Source organism: Streptosporangium minutum (assembly GCF_002149035.1).
Lineage (GTDB): Bacteria > Actinomycetota > Actinomycetes > Streptosporangiales > Streptosporangiaceae > Streptosporangium > Streptosporangium minutum.
Genome location: NZ_NGFP01000205.1, coordinates 1 through 16,799, shown reverse-complemented (window position 1 = coordinate 16,799; position 16,799 = coordinate 1). Strand labels below are relative to the sequence as shown.

The 16,799-nt window shown below is 68.4% G+C and carries 9 protein-coding genes and 1 pseudogene; 4 read left to right on the top strand and 6 right to left on the bottom strand.

Translation table 11 applies throughout. From position 1 onward, the window contains the following. Nucleotides 1–350: 350 nt before the first annotated feature. Complete coding sequence (locus CA984_RS32780) at nt 351–1,901, bottom strand: amidohydrolase family protein (protein WP_086577339.1); 1,551 nt, start codon at nt 1,899–1,901, stop codon at nt 351–353. A 60-nt stretch (nt 1,902–1,961) separates the two neighbouring features. Between CA984_RS32780 and CA984_RS32775 the strand changes: the two genes are divergently transcribed. Next, a complete protein-coding gene (locus tag CA984_RS32775) occupies nt 1,962–2,393 on the top strand; it encodes a hypothetical protein (RefSeq protein WP_207621130.1) in 432 nt (143 codons plus the stop codon). A gap of 287 nt (nt 2,394–2,680) precedes the next feature. Next, on the top strand, nt 2,681–5,128 hold the full coding sequence (locus tag CA984_RS32770; protein WP_165781506.1) for a M14 family zinc carboxypeptidase: 2,448 nt from the start codon (nt 2,681–2,683) through the stop codon (nt 5,126–5,128). Between the two features lie 144 nt (nt 5,129–5,272). Here the strand turns inward: CA984_RS32770 and CA984_RS32765 are convergent, their stop codons facing one another. Next, complete coding sequence (locus CA984_RS32765; protein WP_086577337.1) at nt 5,273–6,193, bottom strand: helix-turn-helix domain-containing protein; 921 nt, start codon at nt 6,191–6,193, stop codon at nt 5,273–5,275. Between the two features lie 518 nt (nt 6,194–6,711). On the opposite strand from CA984_RS32765, the gene CA984_RS32760 reads away from it, so the two are divergent. After that, nucleotides 6,712–7,893, top strand: coding sequence for a M23 family metallopeptidase (locus CA984_RS32760; RefSeq protein WP_165781505.1), 1,182 nt, complete (start codon nt 6,712–6,714; stop codon nt 7,891–7,893). Nucleotides 7,894–8,098: 205 nt separating this feature from the next. On the opposite strand, the gene CA984_RS32755 is transcribed toward CA984_RS32760, so the two are convergent. From CA984_RS32755 to CA984_RS32745, 3 genes are read right to left on the bottom strand one after another with little or no spacing between them, the layout of a single operon-like run. Then, complete coding sequence (locus CA984_RS32755; protein ID WP_086577335.1) at nt 8,099–9,412, bottom strand: maltokinase N-terminal cap-like domain-containing protein; 1,314 nt, start codon at nt 9,410–9,412, stop codon at nt 8,099–8,101. Between the two features lie 4 nt (nt 9,413–9,416). After that, on the bottom strand, nt 9,417–11,120 hold the full coding sequence (gene treS / locus CA984_RS32750; RefSeq protein ID WP_031160496.1) for a maltose alpha-D-glucosyltransferase: 1,704 nt from the start codon (nt 11,118–11,120) through the stop codon (nt 9,417–9,419). Between the two features lie 45 nt (nt 11,121–11,165). Then, nucleotides 11,166–13,322 carry an alpha-1,4-glucan--maltose-1-phosphate maltosyltransferase gene (locus tag CA984_RS32745; protein WP_086577334.1) on the bottom strand — a complete coding sequence of 719 codons (2,157 nt, stop codon included), beginning with the start codon at nt 13,320–13,322 and terminating at the stop codon, nt 11,166–11,168. Nucleotides 13,323–13,677: 355 nt separating this feature from the next. Here CA984_RS32745 and glgP point away from each other — a divergent pair, with 355 nt between their 5' ends. Next, entirely contained in the window at nt 13,678–16,260 is a 2,583-nt protein-coding gene (gene glgP / locus CA984_RS32740) for an alpha-glucan family phosphorylase (RefSeq protein WP_086577333.1), read from the top strand. A gap of 222 nt (nt 16,261–16,482) precedes the next feature. Here the strand turns inward: glgP and CA984_RS32735 are convergent. After that, a pseudogene (locus CA984_RS32735) lies at nt 16,483–16,799 on the bottom strand (N-acetylmuramoyl-L-alanine amidase); the annotation flags it as partial.

Sequence of the window (16,799 nt, the reverse complement as noted above, 5' to 3'; positions counted from 1 at the left end):
GGCCAGCAGGGTCGCGTCGGCGGGGTCGCCGGCGGGGGACTGGGCCTGAACCGCGGCGAGCACGGRCGAGCCGACCAGCGCGATCGCAGCGGCGGCCAGGAGAGCGAGTGGGCGATATCGCATATTTCCCCCAAAGGGCTGAATCATCATCAATGAGGCATGTGTCGGCTGGATCAAATCGGCCGATCGTGAACTGCCGTCGCGGGCCGGGTGGCGGGCAGGCATAGCGTGGGTGAAATGCCTTGTGGGTGCGACGGCTGTCATCGCCTCACCGGCGGCATCGGGGAGGAGCCGCGCCTGGGAGGAGCCGCGCCTGGGGGGAGCCGCGCCTGGGAGGAGCCGCGCCTTTCTCAGCCGTCGTAGCGGTCCTCGAAGGCGGCGAAGGCGGCCTCCTGCCTCCATTCGGCCCTGGCCTTCGCGCTCGCCTTCAGGAGCACGCGGCAGGCCGGGGCGGGCGCGGTGCCGCCGAGCGGCGAGCCGGCGCACTCCGGTGCCGGCGTATGGTCGTCGGGTGCCCGCCAGAGGCTGCGGCCCCGCAGGAAGCTGTGGTCGAGCGCGGTCCGCGCCAGGGTCCTCAGGTCGGTGTAGCGCAGCCCGTAATCCCTGATCGCCCGGATGTACTCGCTCGTCATGTCGGTGTGTTCGATGCCCGCGTCGTCGGTGACGAGGGCGACGGGCACGCCCGCCCCGCGGTACGCCGTGAACGGATGCCGCCCGCCGCACACCCGGAGGATCTGGCAGTTGCTGGTGAGGGCGATCTCGACGAGGACGTGCTTGCGGGCCATCTCGGCCAGCAGGCCGTCCGGGTCGTCCTCGCCGCCGATGCCGACGCCGTGCCCGATGCGTTCGGCGTGGCCGGTCTCCACGGCGTCACGGATGTGGAAGCGCAGGTCCGCGGCCGGGGCCAGGCCGGGAACGAGCTCACCGGCGTGCAGGGTGATGTGGGCCTCGGAGTAGAGGCCGCGCAGGTAGCCGAGCATGCGCATGTGCGACCGGTAGTCGCGCAGCGCGACCGGGTTGTCCTCCGGGGCGACGAGGTTGACGCCGACGTAACGCTTGTCGGCCTTGGCCAGCTCGAACCCCAGGAGCATCTGGGCGAAGACGACTTCCGGCGCGGCGGTGCGGGTGACCTGGAGGAGGAAGCGCAGCGGCAGCCCGCAGCCGGGGTCGGCGTCCGTACGGCCGCAGCGGAGGATCGCGCGCATCTGGGCGATGTCGGCGTCGGCGTCCGCGCGCGCGGCCTTGACGATCTTCGCCATCGCGCCGTCGGCGAGCAGCCGGTCACGCAGCCGCGCCAGGTCGGTGTCGGCCCCGACCTTGGTGACGAGCTCCTGGACCGCCCCGGACTGGCGGGACAGCATGACCTCCAGGGCGAACTCGTGCTGGGCGGCGGACCGGGAGGCGAGCGCGGCCAGCAGCTCTCCCTTGTGGGAGGTCGCGGCCCCGAACTTGCCGAACGCCGCGAAGAAGTGGTCGTGGCCCGACTCGGCGCCCGGGGTGAATCCCCGCATCGACCAGGCCCGCACGATCTCGTCGGCGAAGCGCGTGTCGGCGGTCGCGTCGCGAGCCGGCCGCTGACCGGTGCCGCACGGCGGCGCCGACGCGACGAAGGACGAGGTGTCGACGCACAGGTCGTCGCGTGCGGCGGAACGGAGCAGGAGATCGGTGGGTACGGCACCCGACAGGTGCGTGTGAAGATCGACACCCTTGGGCAGGCCGGACACGAACTCCCGGAGCCGTCCCGGCTCGTCGCGGATCCCGTCGAGGTACGCCTCGACCCGCGTGACCGAATCCTGTACGGCTCCGCCGCCGGTGGCTCCCGCGCCCGCCCACGCCGTCCCCCCGGCGACGGCGACCGCCGCCACGATCGCGACCAGGCCCCTGCTCAATCCCATGATCATGGCCGCCAGCCAACCATGATCTTTATGGTCGGTCACGCAACGCGAAGAATGTGTTTCCCCATGTCATCGACGGTCTTCGAGGGAGGGGCGGCGGTCGCCGTCGCCCCTTCGCCCGCCGGGTCCCCGCTCCTCGCGTCCGTGCGGGCCCTCAGGCGACGTCCCCGGCATGCATCCGCTGCCCGCGCGGCCCGGTTGCCGGCCTGGATCACCGGGGCGCTCGRCACCGCCTTCCTGGCCGGGTTCGCCGCCGTCATGTCCGATCCCGGTGCGGTGCTGCTCGACTCGCCGTGGCCGGCCGTCCTGCGGATCACCGCGACCGTGGCCCTGGTGTCCGCGCTCCTCGTGTCGGCGGCCACCGTCGCCGCCTGGTGGAAGGGCTGGTGGGGGTGGGCCGGACGACTGTCCTACACGCTGGTCGCGCTGGGCGGGGTGGGGTTCTTCGCCGTCGCGATGTCCTACAACCTCGTCGCCCTGCCGTTCTCCGACGGCTGAGACGGGCGTTCGGGCGGCGTGACTCGGACCGTTGGAATGATTGCCGAACAGGTGATTTCTGGCGGTGTTCTTGCCGTGTTGGACCGCAGGTGGCCGTGTATCAAGCGATATGGTCCGCAGAGAAATTACATATAACTCCTCACTGGCGCCACTGAATGCACTGGATGCACTTGATGCGGGTGCTTGGAGTCTTGGTGAAGACTTTCCCTATAGAGAAAAATCGCGCCAATTGCGCCTTTTCTCTGGGGGCCGCTGCCGGGGTCGTGCGCCAACTGGAGGAACCTTCGATGCGGAGCTCTATCGACGGCAGGAGAGCCGGTCGGGTCGCGGTCGTACTCGCCCTGCCCGTCGCCCTCGGCCTCAGCTCGATCCCTGTTCTCGCCGATCCGTCCCCGCCGCCCGGCGAAGTCGTACCCGACCGGCGGTCCGGCACCGGACAGAACGGCGTGGCGCTACTGCGCGTCGTCGTCCCCGGCCAGGACGGCATCGACAGACTCAACGCCTTGGGGGTCGACCTCGCGGAGTACCGGAAACCCGTCGACGGCGGTTTCGAGGTACACGCCGTACTGAGCCCTCAGGAGGCTCAAGGGCTACGCGATCTGGGATTCGACGTACGCGGTGCCCTCTCGGACCAGGCCGACTTCACCGAGAACACGGCCGACCGGCAGGCCGCGCTCGCTTCGGCGGCGGAAGCGGCGGCGGAGGCCGACACGCTGATCCCGCTCCGCGCCGAGTGGTTCACCAGCCGCGGTGATCGGCGTTTCCTCTCGGTGGAGGTGAAGTCGAGCGCCACCGACGCGCAGACGGTGCTCACCGTCACCTGGGACAGCGGCAAGAGGACACCTCCCGGCTCCGGTGGCACCGCGACGATGTCGCGCTTCACCGACGCAGGTCAGTACCTGTACCACCGGTTCAACTCGCCGCTGTCCGTCGCCGAGATTCCCGGCAGGGTCACGGTCACCAGCAGCCGGGGCGGCTCGGTCACGGCCCCGGTGACCAGGTGGCTGGGGGACAGGCGCAAGGCACCCGGCAGGCACTACGTCGCGGACTTCGTCGACCACTACATGGACCCGACCGAGGTGACCGACCGGATCACCGCGCTGGCCGGGGAGTTCCCGAAGATCTCACAGATCGTCGATCTGCCGTACAGGACGAACGGCTACCGCCGGGCGGCGCAGGCGCAGTTCGGCAGCGGCGCGGCGAGCACGTTCTACGTGAGCTCGAAGGCATACGGACACGAAGGCGGCAACGACATCAGTGTGGCCCTGGTGAGGCCCGCCGCCGCGTCCGCCCCGATCAGTGTCTCGGTCACCGGCAAGGACATCGTGGTCAACCTGGCCACGGACGGGGCCGGCGCGATCAGCAGCACCGCCCGGCAGGTGGTCGACGCGCTCGACGCCGACGCGGAGGCATCGGCGCTGCTGACCGCCGGCACCTATCGGGATGACGCTGGTGGCGGCGTGGTCGCCGCGGCGCCGGCGACGAGGCTGACCGACAGCCTGAAGGCGCCGTCAAGCGTCTCGCGTGACCCGTTCCAGATGAAGGCGCTGCGTATCGGGAAGAAACGGGACGGCTCGAAGACCGGCGTGTTCCTCTACTGCCAGGAGCACGCCCGTGAGTGGGTGACCCCGCTGGTCTGCGTGGAGACCGCCGAGCGGCTCCTGCGCAACTACGCTCGCCACGGGCGGACCAGGGAGCTGGTCGACGACCTCGACATCTTCGTCGTGCCGACGGTCAACCCGGACGGCGCGCACTACAGCATGTACGACTACAACTTCCAACGTCGCAACATGACCAACCACTGCGCGGCCGGCGCGGCGGACCCGGCGCGGCGCAACTCCTGGGGCGTGGACCTGAACCGCAACTTTTCGGTCGGTTCCATATTCGACGGGTACAGCGGCGCCTCGACGAACTGCACCGGCGACACCTTCGCCGGTCCGAGGGAACTGTCCGAACCGGAGGCGCGCAACGAGGTCTGGCTGACCCGGCGCTACCCGAACATCAAGTTCGCGATGAACACCCACGCTTACGGCGGCTACTTCATGTGGCCTCCAGGCGCGTACAGATCGACCGGACGCGAGCTGCTGCCACGGGTCGACCTCGGCATGGAGAACTTCTTCTGGAAGGCCTCCGGCCACATTCTCTCCGCGGTCCAGTCCTGGCGCGGTACGGCGATCTGGCCGGGTCGCACCGGTGCGGTGCCGGACGTGCTGTACTCCGCGGCCGGCAACAGCTCCGACGAGCACTGGTTCAACCGCGGAGTCATCAGCTGGGACTTCGAGGTCGGCGCGGACGTCTACGACCCGGCGACCAAGCGGTTCCACGCGGTCGGCTTCCAGCCGGAGTTCGCCGAGGGGCACGAGGAGGCGATGGAGTTCGCCGGCGGCCAGATCGGCATCCTGGAGGTCGCCCGGTCCTTCGCCGACGACGGGGACCGCCCCGGGTCGGATCTGAAGGTGACCGGCCGGACCGGTACTTCAGTCACGTTCACGTTCGAGACCGACGAGCCCGCCAACGTCTACTACACGCTGGACGGCAGCCGCCCGACGCTGAGCTCGCCCAAGCTCGCGGCCGCGGGGATACGCGAGGAAGCACAGCGGATCACGGTCGGCAGGACCACCGAGGTGCGCTGGTTCGCCGTGGACATCGCCGGCAACGTCGAGGGAGACTACAGGCCGGACGACGGGAGCGACGACTACCGCGAGGAGAGGGTGGAGGTCCGCGACCCCCGCTGACCTCCCGCGGATCAGGCCGGCGACGTGGTCCGGCGTCGAGCGCGACAACTCGACCGCGGCACGGTGGAACAGCACCCGAAGCCCCTGGTCGCGACGGTGACGGTTGTAGCGATCAATCCGCCTGCCAGGGATTTCTCCACGTCATCAGGGGGACCTCGGACGCGCGGTCATGCTGTGACCGGCAGGCGGCCCACCTGAGGACGAAACAGGTTCAGCGAAGCGGCATTCCGGCATGTCAGGCAGCGGATGGCTGACAGCCTCCACATATTCGGCTGCGGCGAACCCCCACCCTGCCCAGGCCTCCTTTCCCGGTTCTGAACGATCTCCCCGGGTGTAGTACCAGATCGTTCCCCCGTCACTTTGCACACGCCCGAGGGACCAGCAGACGAACCAGCTTTTCGGGGTGTCCAGAACCGCTATCTTCTCCGTGGTGCCCACGGTGAGATACAGCGATGTCTCAGGCCGGTTCGCGCACACGAAATCCGTGGTCCACACATGGCCGTTCTGCCTGGCGTCGGCATGCTTGACACCCCGGCGGGTGGTACAGGAGCGCACGTCACCGGCTGATTTCTGCGCGGTGGTCTCCGCGGCGGCCTGCGGGTCGTGATGAGGGCGCCAGATCAAGAGTCCCGCGACGGACAACACAGACAAGATGCCCAGCGTCCACCGCTTACGGCTCTCGCGCAAGACCACCAGGCGTCCGTGCAGGCCCCCCGTTACAGGCGGGGTCTCCACTACGCCGGAAAGCTGCGGGTGCGATGAGTCGTGGTTGCCCGGTTGGGCCTGGCGGGCCGTGCCGGGCTCCGCCGCGGATGTCTGGGCGGTTTGGGCACTCAGCCATCGCCGGTGCAGCTCGGTGAGTTCATGACGGTTCGCCTTGCACTCCTTGGCGAACTGTTCCAGGAGGGTGAAGCGCGGCGGCACGCTCTCCCCCGAGCAATAACGGTGAAGTGTGGATTTGCTGATACCGAGCCGCTTGGCGAGCGTGTCGTAACTACGGCCTGTCTTGTTTTTCAACCCGCGTAAGTATGAGGCTAAATCCTCGGCCGCAGCCGGTTCTGACATCCTGACTCCTCGAGTCCAGGCCTCATGTTCGACGCCCGTAGGCTAACAGGAAGATCGGCTTTCCTTCTGCCCCGTGTCCCGCCGCATCCCATGACATCTGGGATTGCGCTGGTCAGAACCGTCTTCCATCCCGTTTTCCCGTGTTGTCCCAGATTCCTTGTCGCTGGGTGGGCCGCCCGCCACGGTGGTAACCGACAGGCAGGCGAAGATCACCAACCTGGCTCGGTCCGTGCCTGCCTCAGGGCTTCTCGACCGTTAGGGGATACGTCACCATGCGCCCATTCGTCTCCATCCGCTCGCGACAAGCGGGAATATCGCACCTGATTCGGGCAAGAACAACCGCTGTAGCCGCTCTTATAGTGCTTACGGGTAGCCTGGCGAACCTGCCGGCACACGCTGCGGCCCCGGCATCCCTGTCAGTTCTTCAGGGGGTGCCGGCCGCTCCCGCCCTCCAACTGCCTTTCCCCTGCGACCAGCAGTGGCGACTGGATACATGGGGCCACGCCCCGGCGCTCGACATGGTCAAGGAACCCGACCAGCAAGGGACCGAGGGTGCCACGCTCGTCGCCCCCGCCTCTGGCACCGTCAACCAGTCGTATTACCACAGCAACGCCGGCAACGTGATCCAGATCAACCATGGTGGTGGCTGGTTCACCACTTACCTGCATCTGCAGTCCCGGGCCGTGGGTGTCGGCGCCGGCGTGGCGCAGGGCACTCTCATCGGGCGGGTCGGCCGTACAGGCCCGACGTCCAACAATCACCCGCACCTCCACTTCGAGCTGGGCTACGACTCCAACGGCAACGGGGAGGCATCCTGGGGTTACTCGGGCGCGGAGCGGGTCAGGCCCGCCTTCAACGGCGTCACGTACGGCGGCGGCGACAACCAGACCCACCGGAACGTCACCAGCCGCAACTGCGGAACCAGCAGCGGGCGCGTGTATGAGGCCAGTAGCGCCAATGGGTGGCAGAGTCTTCCCACGGGGATCAGTGGTGTGAGCGGTTCGGCTCTCGCCGTGGGGAATGTCGACGGGACCAAGTTCATCTATACCGTCGTTGACGGGAAGGTGTATGAGGCCAGTAGTGCCAATGGGTGGCAGAGTCTTCCCACGGGGATCAGTGGTGTGAGCGGTTCGGCTCTCGCCGTGGGGAATGTCGACGGGACCAAGTTCATCTATACCGTCGTTGACGGGAAGGTCTATGAGGCCAGTAGTGCCAATGGCTGGCAGAATCTTCCCACGGGGATCAGTGGTGTGAGCGGTTCGGCCCTCGCCACCGTCAATGTCAATGGGACCAAGTTCATCTACACCGTCGTTGACGGGAAGGTGTATGAGGCCAGTAGCGCCAATGGGTGGCAGAATCTTCCCACGGGGATCAGCGGTGTGAGCGGTTCGGCCCTCGCCACCGTCAATGTCGACGGGACCAAGTTCATCTACACCGTCGTTGACGGGAAGGTGTATGAGGCCAGTAGCGCCAATGGGTGGCAGAATCTTCCCACGGGGATCAGTGGTGTGAGCGGTTCGGCTCTCGCTGTGGGGAATGTCAATGGGACCAAGTTCATCTATACCGTCGTTGACGGGAAGGTGTATGAGGCCAGTAGTGCCAATGGGTGGCAGAATCTTCCCACGGGAATCAGTGGTGTGAGCGGTTCGGCCCTCGCCACCGTCAATGTCAACGGGACCAAGTTCATCTACACCGTCTAGCGTCGCGTTCCTCGAAATGGGCAGGTCGTCTCCGATCGGTTGGCCCGATCGGAGACAACCTGCCCATTTCGAGTTCCATCCCCAGTTGGGCCGCCTGCTGGTCACAGCAGGACCGTGAGGCCGACGTTCCCCTGATGACGTGGAAAGGCCCTGGTAGGCGGGGTGATCACCACAACCGTGACCGCGGGAACGGCAGGGGCGCTCCCTACCGCTCGACCTGGAAGGCGGCCATGGGGATGGGAAGCCAGGAGGGGCGGTTGCGGGCCTCGTAACCGACCTCGTAGACGGCCTTGACCAGCTCCAGGGCGCGCAGCAGTACGGCGTCCTCGGCGTGCAGGCGGCCGCCGCCGGCGGAGTAGCCGGCCAGGAAGGACGAGCGGTTGAGCTCGGCCCATTCGACGGCCCGGGGGCGCAGTTCCTCGGCGTCGGGGTGGTCGGCCAGCAGGTGGCGGGCGGCGTAGTCGAACGAGCGGAGCATGCCGGCCACGTCCCGCAGCGGGGAGGACAGCGCGCGGCGCTCGGCGAGGGGCTGGCCGGGCTCGCCCTCGAAGTCGAGGACGACCCAGTCGGTGGTCGTGCGCATCACCTGGCCGAGGTGGTAGTCACCGTGGACGCGCTGCACGGGGATCTCGGAGACCACGTCGGCGACCCGCTGGTAGGCCTCCTCGGCCACCCGCGCGTACCGGCCGAGCTGTGGCACCTCCTCGATCACACCGGCCAGGCGGCGGCGATGGTCCTCGACCATCTGCTTGACCTCCTGCGCCTCCATCACGTCGGTGGGGAACGCGGCGGCCAGCTCGCGGTGGACCTCGGCGGTGGCCACGCCGAGCCGGTAGGCCTCGGAGCTGAAGTCGCCGCCCGCGTCGGAGGCCGAGGCGTCCAGGCTGGCGTACAGGTCGCGGACGCTGGCCAGGGCCAGGGCCCAGCCGTCGTTGGCGGTGGCGAGGAACTCCTGGGTCATCGCCAGGGTGGTGGGCTCGCCGTCGAGGTCGGTCTCGATCCAGCCGTACGGCTGCGCGATGTGGCCGGCGCCGTGCCGGGCCAGGGCGGTGACGATCTCCAGCTCGGGGTTGACCCCTGGGATCAGGCGGCGGAACAGCTTGCAGATGTAGGTCTCGCCGTACACCAGGGAGGTGTTGGACTGCTCCGCGCCGAGCACGAGGCTCCGCAGGGAGGTGTCGATCTCCACCCCCTCCAGGTGGCGGAAGCGGAGCGGGCCGAGGTCACGGCCCCCGGCCATCCCCGCGAGCAGGGTGCCGGTGAGGTCGGGGTCGTAGACGGCGTCGTAGTAGCCGTCACCGATCCGGGCGTGGCTGTAGCGCCCGGAGGTGTCCCCGCCGGTGCCGAGCAGGAGCTGGTAGCGGTCGTGCGCCCCGCCCTGGCGCACCGAGATGATCAGATGGTGCAGGCCGGGGGAGAGCTCGACGTCGGAATCGACGCTGAGCTCGTCTATCGGCCGCCCCTTACCGGCGAACCATCGTTGATGGGTGATCCAGCCGGTAAGGAGCTCCGTCAACACGGCTTTACGCCTCCTGGGTTACGGGTGGCAAGGTGAACCAATAGAACCCATGCCCAGGAAGCGTCAAAAGATACGGAAGTTCGCCAATCGGTGGGAACGGCACCCCACCCATGGTCTCGACGGGCACCGATCCCTCGAACCGGCGCAGGTCCAGCTCCACCGGCTGCGGGAACCGCGACAGGTTGTTGACGCACAGGATGCGGTCGTCGCCGTACTCGCGCACGTAGGCGAGGACGCTCGGGTTGGAGGAGTTCAGCTCGGTGAACGCCCCCAGGCCGAAGACCGGGTGGCGCTTGCGGATGTCGATCATCCGCTTGGTCCAGTGCAGCAGCGAGCCGGAGCTCTTCTGCTGCGCCTCGACGTTGATCGCCTGGTAGCCGTAGATCGGGTCCATGATGACCGGCAGGTAGAGCCGGGCGGGGTCGCAGTCGGAGAACCCGGCGTTGCGGTCCGGGCTCCACTGCATCGGGGTGCGGACGCCGTCGCGGTCGCCCAGCCAGATGTTGTCGCCCATCCCGATCTCGTCGCCGTAGTAGAGCACCGGTGACCCGGGCAGCGACAGCAGCAGCGCGGTGAACAGCTCGATCTGGTTGCGGTCGTTCTCCAGCAGCGGGGCCAGCCGCCGCCGGATGCCGACGTTGGCCCGCATCCGGGGGTCCTTGGCGTACTCCGAGTACATGTAGTCGCGCTCGTCGTCGGTCACCATCTCAAGCGTGAGCTCGTCGTGGTTGCGCAGGAAGATGCCCCACTGGCAGTTCTCGGGGATCTTCGGCGTCTGGGCCATGATCTCCGAGATCGGGTAGCGGGACTCCCGCCTGACGGCCATGAAGATGCGCGGCATCAGCGGGAAGTGGAAGGCCATGTGGCACTCGTCGCCGCCGGTCGCCGGGTCGCCGAAGTACTCCACCACGTCCGCCGGCCACTGGTTGGCCTCGGCCAGCAGCACCCGGTCGGGGTAGAGGCGGTCGACCTCGGCCCTGACCCGCTTGAGGTACTCGTGGGTCCGGGGCAGGTTCTCGCAGTTCGTGCCGTCCTGCTCGAACAGGTAGGGGATGGCGTCCATCCGGAACCCGTCGATGCCCAGGTCCAGCCAGAACCGCAGCACCTCCAGCATCGCGTCCTGCACGTCCGGGTTCTCGTAGTTGAGGTCCGGCTGGTGGGAGAAGAACCTGTGCCAGTAGTACTGGCCCCGCACCGGGTCGTGGGACCAGTTGGACGTCTCGGTGTCGATGAAGATGACCCGGGCGTCCTTGTAGAGCTCGTCGGAGTCGCTCCAGACGTAGAAGTCGCCGAACGGGCCCTCGGGGTCGTGGCGGGAGGCCTGGAACCAGGGGTGCTGGTCGCTGGTGTGGTTCATCACCAGGTCGGCGATGACGCGCATGCCCCGCTTGTGGGCTTCGTCCACCAACTTGATGAAATCTCCGAGATCACCGAATTCGGGGAGGATCTTCATGAAGTCCGCGATGTCGTAGCCGCCATCGCGGAGCGGCGACTCGTACAGGGGCAGCAGCCAGAGGCAGTCCACGCCAAGCCACTGGAGATAGTCCAGTTTGTCGATGAGGCCGCGGATGTCTCCGGTGCCGTCCCCGTTGGAATCGGCGAATCCCCGGATGAGCACCTCGTAGAAGACGGCGCGCTTGAACCAGTACGGATCGCGCGGCTTCTCCTCGTCGAAGGTGTTCGGGATTGGCTCAGGTAGCTGACTCACCAGTGGACTCCCCGCTGTTCTGCCGGTTTCGCGTACCCGGCCGGCTCACCGCTGGTTCGCCGTCGCGGCACGCAAAGTGAAGATGTGTGCTGGGTGGATATGGGGATCGAGGCGCACGTAGTTGTTCTGCCGCCAGCGATACGACTCGCCTGACAGCTCGTCGTCGACGAAGAACTCGGCATGCCAGTCGAGACCCAGAGACGGCATGTCCAGGGAGACCGTCGCCTCATGGGTGTTGTGTGGATCGAGATTCACGACCGTCAGCACCACATCGCCCAGGCCGTGCCGTCGTGTGGCCGTGTCGTAGGCGCCGGGCAGCCGCTTGGAGAAGCAGACCACGTCCGGATGGTCGACGCTATGGAACCGTAGGTTACGCAGTTCCTGGAGCGCCGGGTGTGCTCTTCGGAACAAATTAAGTTGCGTGATGAAGGGCGCGAGGCTACGGCCTTCTCGCTCAGCCTCTACCCAATCACGCGGTTTATACTGATATTTCTCACTATCTAGGTATTCTTCGCTACCTGGTCGAACCGGGACATTCTCCGCAAGTTCATATCCGGCGTATACCCCCCAGGTCGGCATCGCCATCGCCGCGAGGATAGCTCTGATATAAAATGCCGGGACTCCCCCTTGTTGCAGGTATTCGTGGAGAATGTCCGGGGTATTGACGAATACGTTCGGCCGCAGGAAGTGTGACGTCTCGTGGGAGAGCTCGCTCAGGTAGGCCTCGACCTCCGGCCGGGAGTTCTTCCACGTGAAGTAGGTGTAGGACTGGTGGAAGCCGACCTTGGCCAGGGCCTGCATCATCGCCGGGCGGGTGAACGCCTCCGCCAGGAACAGCACGTCCGGGTCGGTGGAGTTGATGTCGGCCAGCAGCCGCTCCCAGAACGCCACCGGCTTGGTGTGCGGGTTGTCCACCCGGAAGATCCGCACGCCGTGGTCCATCCAGAGCCGCACCACCCGCTTGACCTCGGCGTAGATGCCCTCGGGATCCTTGTCGAAGTTCAGCGGATAGATGTCCTGGTACTTCTTCGGCGGGTTCTCTGCGTAGGCGATCGAGCCGTCCGCGCGGATGTTGAACCACTCCGGGTGCTCCTTGACCCACGGGTGGTCGGGCGCGCACTGCAGGGCCAGGTCGAGGGCGACCTCCATGCCGAGCTCGCGGGTCTTGGCCACGAAGGCGTCGAAGTCCTCGAAGGTGCCGAGGTCGGGGTGGATGGCGTCGTGGCCGCCCTCCTCGGAGCCGATCGCCCAGGGAGAGCCGGGGTCGTACGGCTCGGGCGTCAGGGTGTTGTTGCGGCCCTTGCGGAAGCTGTGCCCGATCGGGTGGATGGGCGGCAGGTAGACGACGTCGAAGCCCATCTTCGCGACGGCGGGCAGCCGCTTCGCGGAGGTCGTGAAATTTCCGGACTTGGGAGCAGTGTCCCGTTCGACGATCGCGCCCTCGGAGCGGGGGAAGAACTCGTACCAGGAGCCGAACAGCGCCCTGCGCCGGTCGACCCTGACCACGCGCCTGGGTGACCTGGTCACCAGGTCCCGGAGCGGGTGGGCGCGCAGCAGCTCCGCGGTCTCGGGGAGCTGGGCCAGGGAGAACCGGGCGCGCGGGTCGAGCTCCCGGTCGCGCAGCTTGGCCGCCACCGCCAGGAGTGCGGCCCGGTGCCCGCACACGTGGGCCTCCGCGACGGCCTCCCGCCCCGCGGAGCCGGCCGGGGCCGTAGCGGCGGCCTTGCCCGCAGCCTTGCCGCCCGCCGTCTTGCCGCCAGGCGCCTTCACGGTCGCGGGCCTGCGGCTCAGGCCGCCGCAGTCCGCGGGCCGTACGGCCCTGGCCGCGCGTTCGAAGAGCCGGGCGCCCTCCTCGCACATGAGCTCGGCGTCCATGTCACGCGGGATCTTGATGCCCGCGTCGTGGAGCCAGGTGGCCATGGGATCACTCCACGCCTCGACGCGGAAGTGCCAGTCGCCCTCGGTGGGCAGCGTCACCTCGACGCCCCAGCGGTCGGTGCCCGGAGCCAGCTCTCTCATGCGCAGCAGCGGGCCGCGCACGCCGTCCGGGCCGGTGAGCACGGCTCCGGCGGCCACCGCGTCGTGTCCCTCCCGGAACACGGTGGCGGCGATCTCGAAGGTCTCGCCCGCAGCGGCCTTGGCGGGGTAGCGCCCGCAGTCGACCGTGGGGTGGATGTCCTGGATTGGGATTCGTCCGATCATCGCGTCTCAAGGTAGCGACGGCACGCCCGGTACCGCCGGAAAAAAGTCGGCAAAAAAAGATCTTCGTTTTTTCAAACGTCCCCGTGACCGGCCTTGGGGCAGGACTACGTCCCGCCTCCGCGTGGACGGCCGGTTCCGGGAGGCAGAGCATTGCGGCCCATAGATGCGTTGCCCCAATAGTCCATCTTCATGCGTGTCGGCGGAAGACTGCGGGATCTCGTACTCCCCGGGCGCGTTGCCCGAAGGTGTGATCAACCCGGCTTTGATGTGTTTGGGGTTGATTGATAGCGGTGAGGGGGAGACGCGTGAGTGTTGAGGTCGCCCTCGTGGCGCTGAGTAACTAGGGTCTGGCACCGTGAGAGCAATCCGCAGGTTCACCGTCCGCACCGTCCTTCCTCCGGAGCTGGCCTCCCTCGGCGAGCTTGTCCACAATCTGCGCTGGTCGTGGCATCCCGAGACGCTCGACCTCTTCGCCGAGGTCGATCCGGTCGTCTGGGAGCGGGTAGGCCACGACCCCGTCGCGCTGCTCGGCGCGGTCGACGCAGGTCGTCTCCGCGAGCTGGCCGCCGACCGCCGCTTCCTCAGGAAGGTCGCCGACGCGGCGGACGACCTCCGTGAATACATGACCGCGCCGAGGTGGTACCAGAGCATTCCCGACGCCCCCCGGGCCGTCGCCTACTTCTCGCCCGAGTACGGCATCGCCGCCGCCCTGCCGCAGTACTCCGGCGGCCTCGGCATCCTCGCCGGTGACCATCTCAAGACGGCCAGCGACCTCGGCGTGCCGATCCTGGCGGTCGGCCTGCTGTACCGGCACGGCTACTTCACCCAGTCCCTCTCGCCCGAGGGGTGGCAGCTGGAGCACTACCCGTCCCTCGACCCCGGCGGCCTGCCCCTGGCCCTCCTCAAGGAGGAGGACGGCACGCCGGTGCGGGTCGCGATCAGCCTGCCCGAGCAGCGCACGCTGCACGCCCAGATCTGGGTGGCCCAGGTGGGCCGGGTCCCGCTGCTGCTGCTCGACTCCGACGTGGCCGAGAACGACACCGCCGCCCGCGACGTCACCGACCGCCTGTACGGCGGAGGCACCGATCACCGGCTGATGCAGGAGCTGCTGCTCGGCGTCGGCGGCGTCCGGGCCATCCGGGCCTACTCCCGGGTCAGCGGCCACCCCGAACCCGAGGTGTTCCACACCAACGAGGGGCACGCGGGCTTCCTGGGCCTCGAACGCATCCGCGAGCTCACCGAGACCAGGCTCTCCTTCGACGAGGCCCTGGAGGCGGTGCGGGCCGGGACGGTCTTCACCACCCACACCCCCGTCCCCGCCGGGATCGACCGCTTCCCGGCCGAGATGATCGCCCGCCAGTTCGGCGGCGAGAACGCGTGGCCCACGGTCCCGGTCGACCGCATCCTGGCACTCGGCGCGGAGGAGGAGCCCGGCAAGTTCAACATGGCCGCGATGGGCATGCGGCTGGCCCAGCGGGTCAACGGCGTCTCGGAGCTGCACGGGGCGGTCAGCCGGGAGATGTTCCAGGGCCTGTGGCCGGGGTTCGACGCCGACGAGGTCCCGATCGGCTCGATCACCAACGGCGTGCACGCGCCCACCTGGGTCGGCCGGGAGATCATGGAGCTGGCGGGCAGGGAGCTGCCCACGCTGGTCGAGCGGGCCCAGGGCTGGGAGGGCGTCAACAAGATCTCCGACGCCGACATCTGGGGGATCCGGGGGCAGCTGCGCGCGCGGCTGGTGGAGGCCGCACGCGTGCGGCTGCGCCGGTCCTGGCTCGACCGCGGCGCCTCCCGCGCAGAGCTCGGCTGGATCGACGACGCCCTCGACCCCGACGTGCTGACCATCGGGTTCGCCCGCCGGGTCCCCTCCTACAAGCGGCTGACCCTGATGCTGAGCGATCAGGACCGGCTCCGCGAGCTGCTCCTCGACCCGGACAAGCCGGTCCAGATCGTGATCGCGGGCAAGGCGCACCCGGCCGACGAGGGCGGCAAGAAGCTCATCCAGCAGATCGTGAAGTTCGCCGACCGGGAGGACGTGCGGCACCGCATCGTCTTCCTGCCCGACTACGACATGGCCCTGGGCCAGCTCCTCGTGCAGGGCTCCGACGTGTGGATGAACAACCCGATCCGGCCGCTGGAGGCGAGCGGGACCTCGGGCATGAAGGCCGCGCTGAACGGCGGCCTCAACCTGTCCATCCGCGACGGCTGGTGGGACGAGTGGTACGACGGCACCAACGGCTGGGCCATTCCCACCGCCGACGGCGTCACCGACCCCGACCGCCGCGACGAGCTGGAGGCCGGCGCGCTCTACGACCTGATCGAGCACGAGGTGGCCGACAGGTTCTACGACCGCGCCTCCGACGGCCTGCCGCTGCGCTGGCTGGAGATGGTCCGCCACACCCTGACCTCCCTCGGGCCCAAGGTCCTCGCCGGGCGGATGCTCCGCGACTACGTCGTCGACCTCTACACCCCGGCGGCCAGGTCCGCGCGTGCCCTGCTGGCGGACGGATACGAGCCGGCCAAGAGCTTCGCCGCGTGGAAGCTGCGGGTCGGCCAGGCATGGCCGGGGGTCCGGGTCGAGCACGTGGAGGCCTCCAACCTGGGGGACACCCCCGAGGTCGGGGCGGCCCTGGAGCTGCGGGCGACCATCGCCCTGGGCGAGCTGGAGCCCGGAGACATCCGGGTCCAGGCCGCCTACGGACTGGTGGGGGTCCATGACGAGCTGGTCGGCCCGGCCTACTCGGACCTGACCCTCGAGGAGGACGGCGACGACGGCAAGGCGATCTTCAGTGGCAGCATCCCGCTGGACCGCACCGGCTCCTTCGGCTACACCGTCCGGGTCGTCCCCGACCATCCCCTCGTGGCGTCCCCCTCCGAACTCGGCCTGGTCGCCGTCCCGGAGGAGCCCGCCGGCATGACCAACGGCACTTTGCGCTGAGGCCGCCGGGGACCGGACGACCTCTCGGGCCGGGAGGCCGGTCGGCCCGGGAACCGGACTGAGAGGCCGACCGGGCGGAGAGCCGGATCGGGAGGCCGGTCGGACGACCGCTCGGGCCGGGATTAAGGCCGGGAGGCCGGTCGGGCAGGGAACCGGCCGGGGGAGACCGGGGCTCACGCCCCGGCTCCCCCGGCCTGCTCACGTTCCTGCCCGGGGTCGCCCTCAGGCGAGGGAAACCACGACGTCGTCGGCCTTGACGAACATCACACGGTGGCCGAACTGGATCTGGTAGTACTTCAGCTTCCCTCGTACCACCACGTGCTGGGACGCGTCGAAGGTCACGGCCCTGTAGTACTCGCCCTGGGCGACGAGGCCGAGGGTGTAGCGCTGGCCCGCGGCGAGGGTGTACTGCAGCGGAGTGATCGCCTGGACCGGCACGTTCGCCGGGTAGGCCTCCGGCTCGGGGTAGGCCCTGCCGTACACCGGAACGGTCGCGAGGCCCGGCTTGGGCGTGACCACCAGGCCGCGGGAGGGGACGG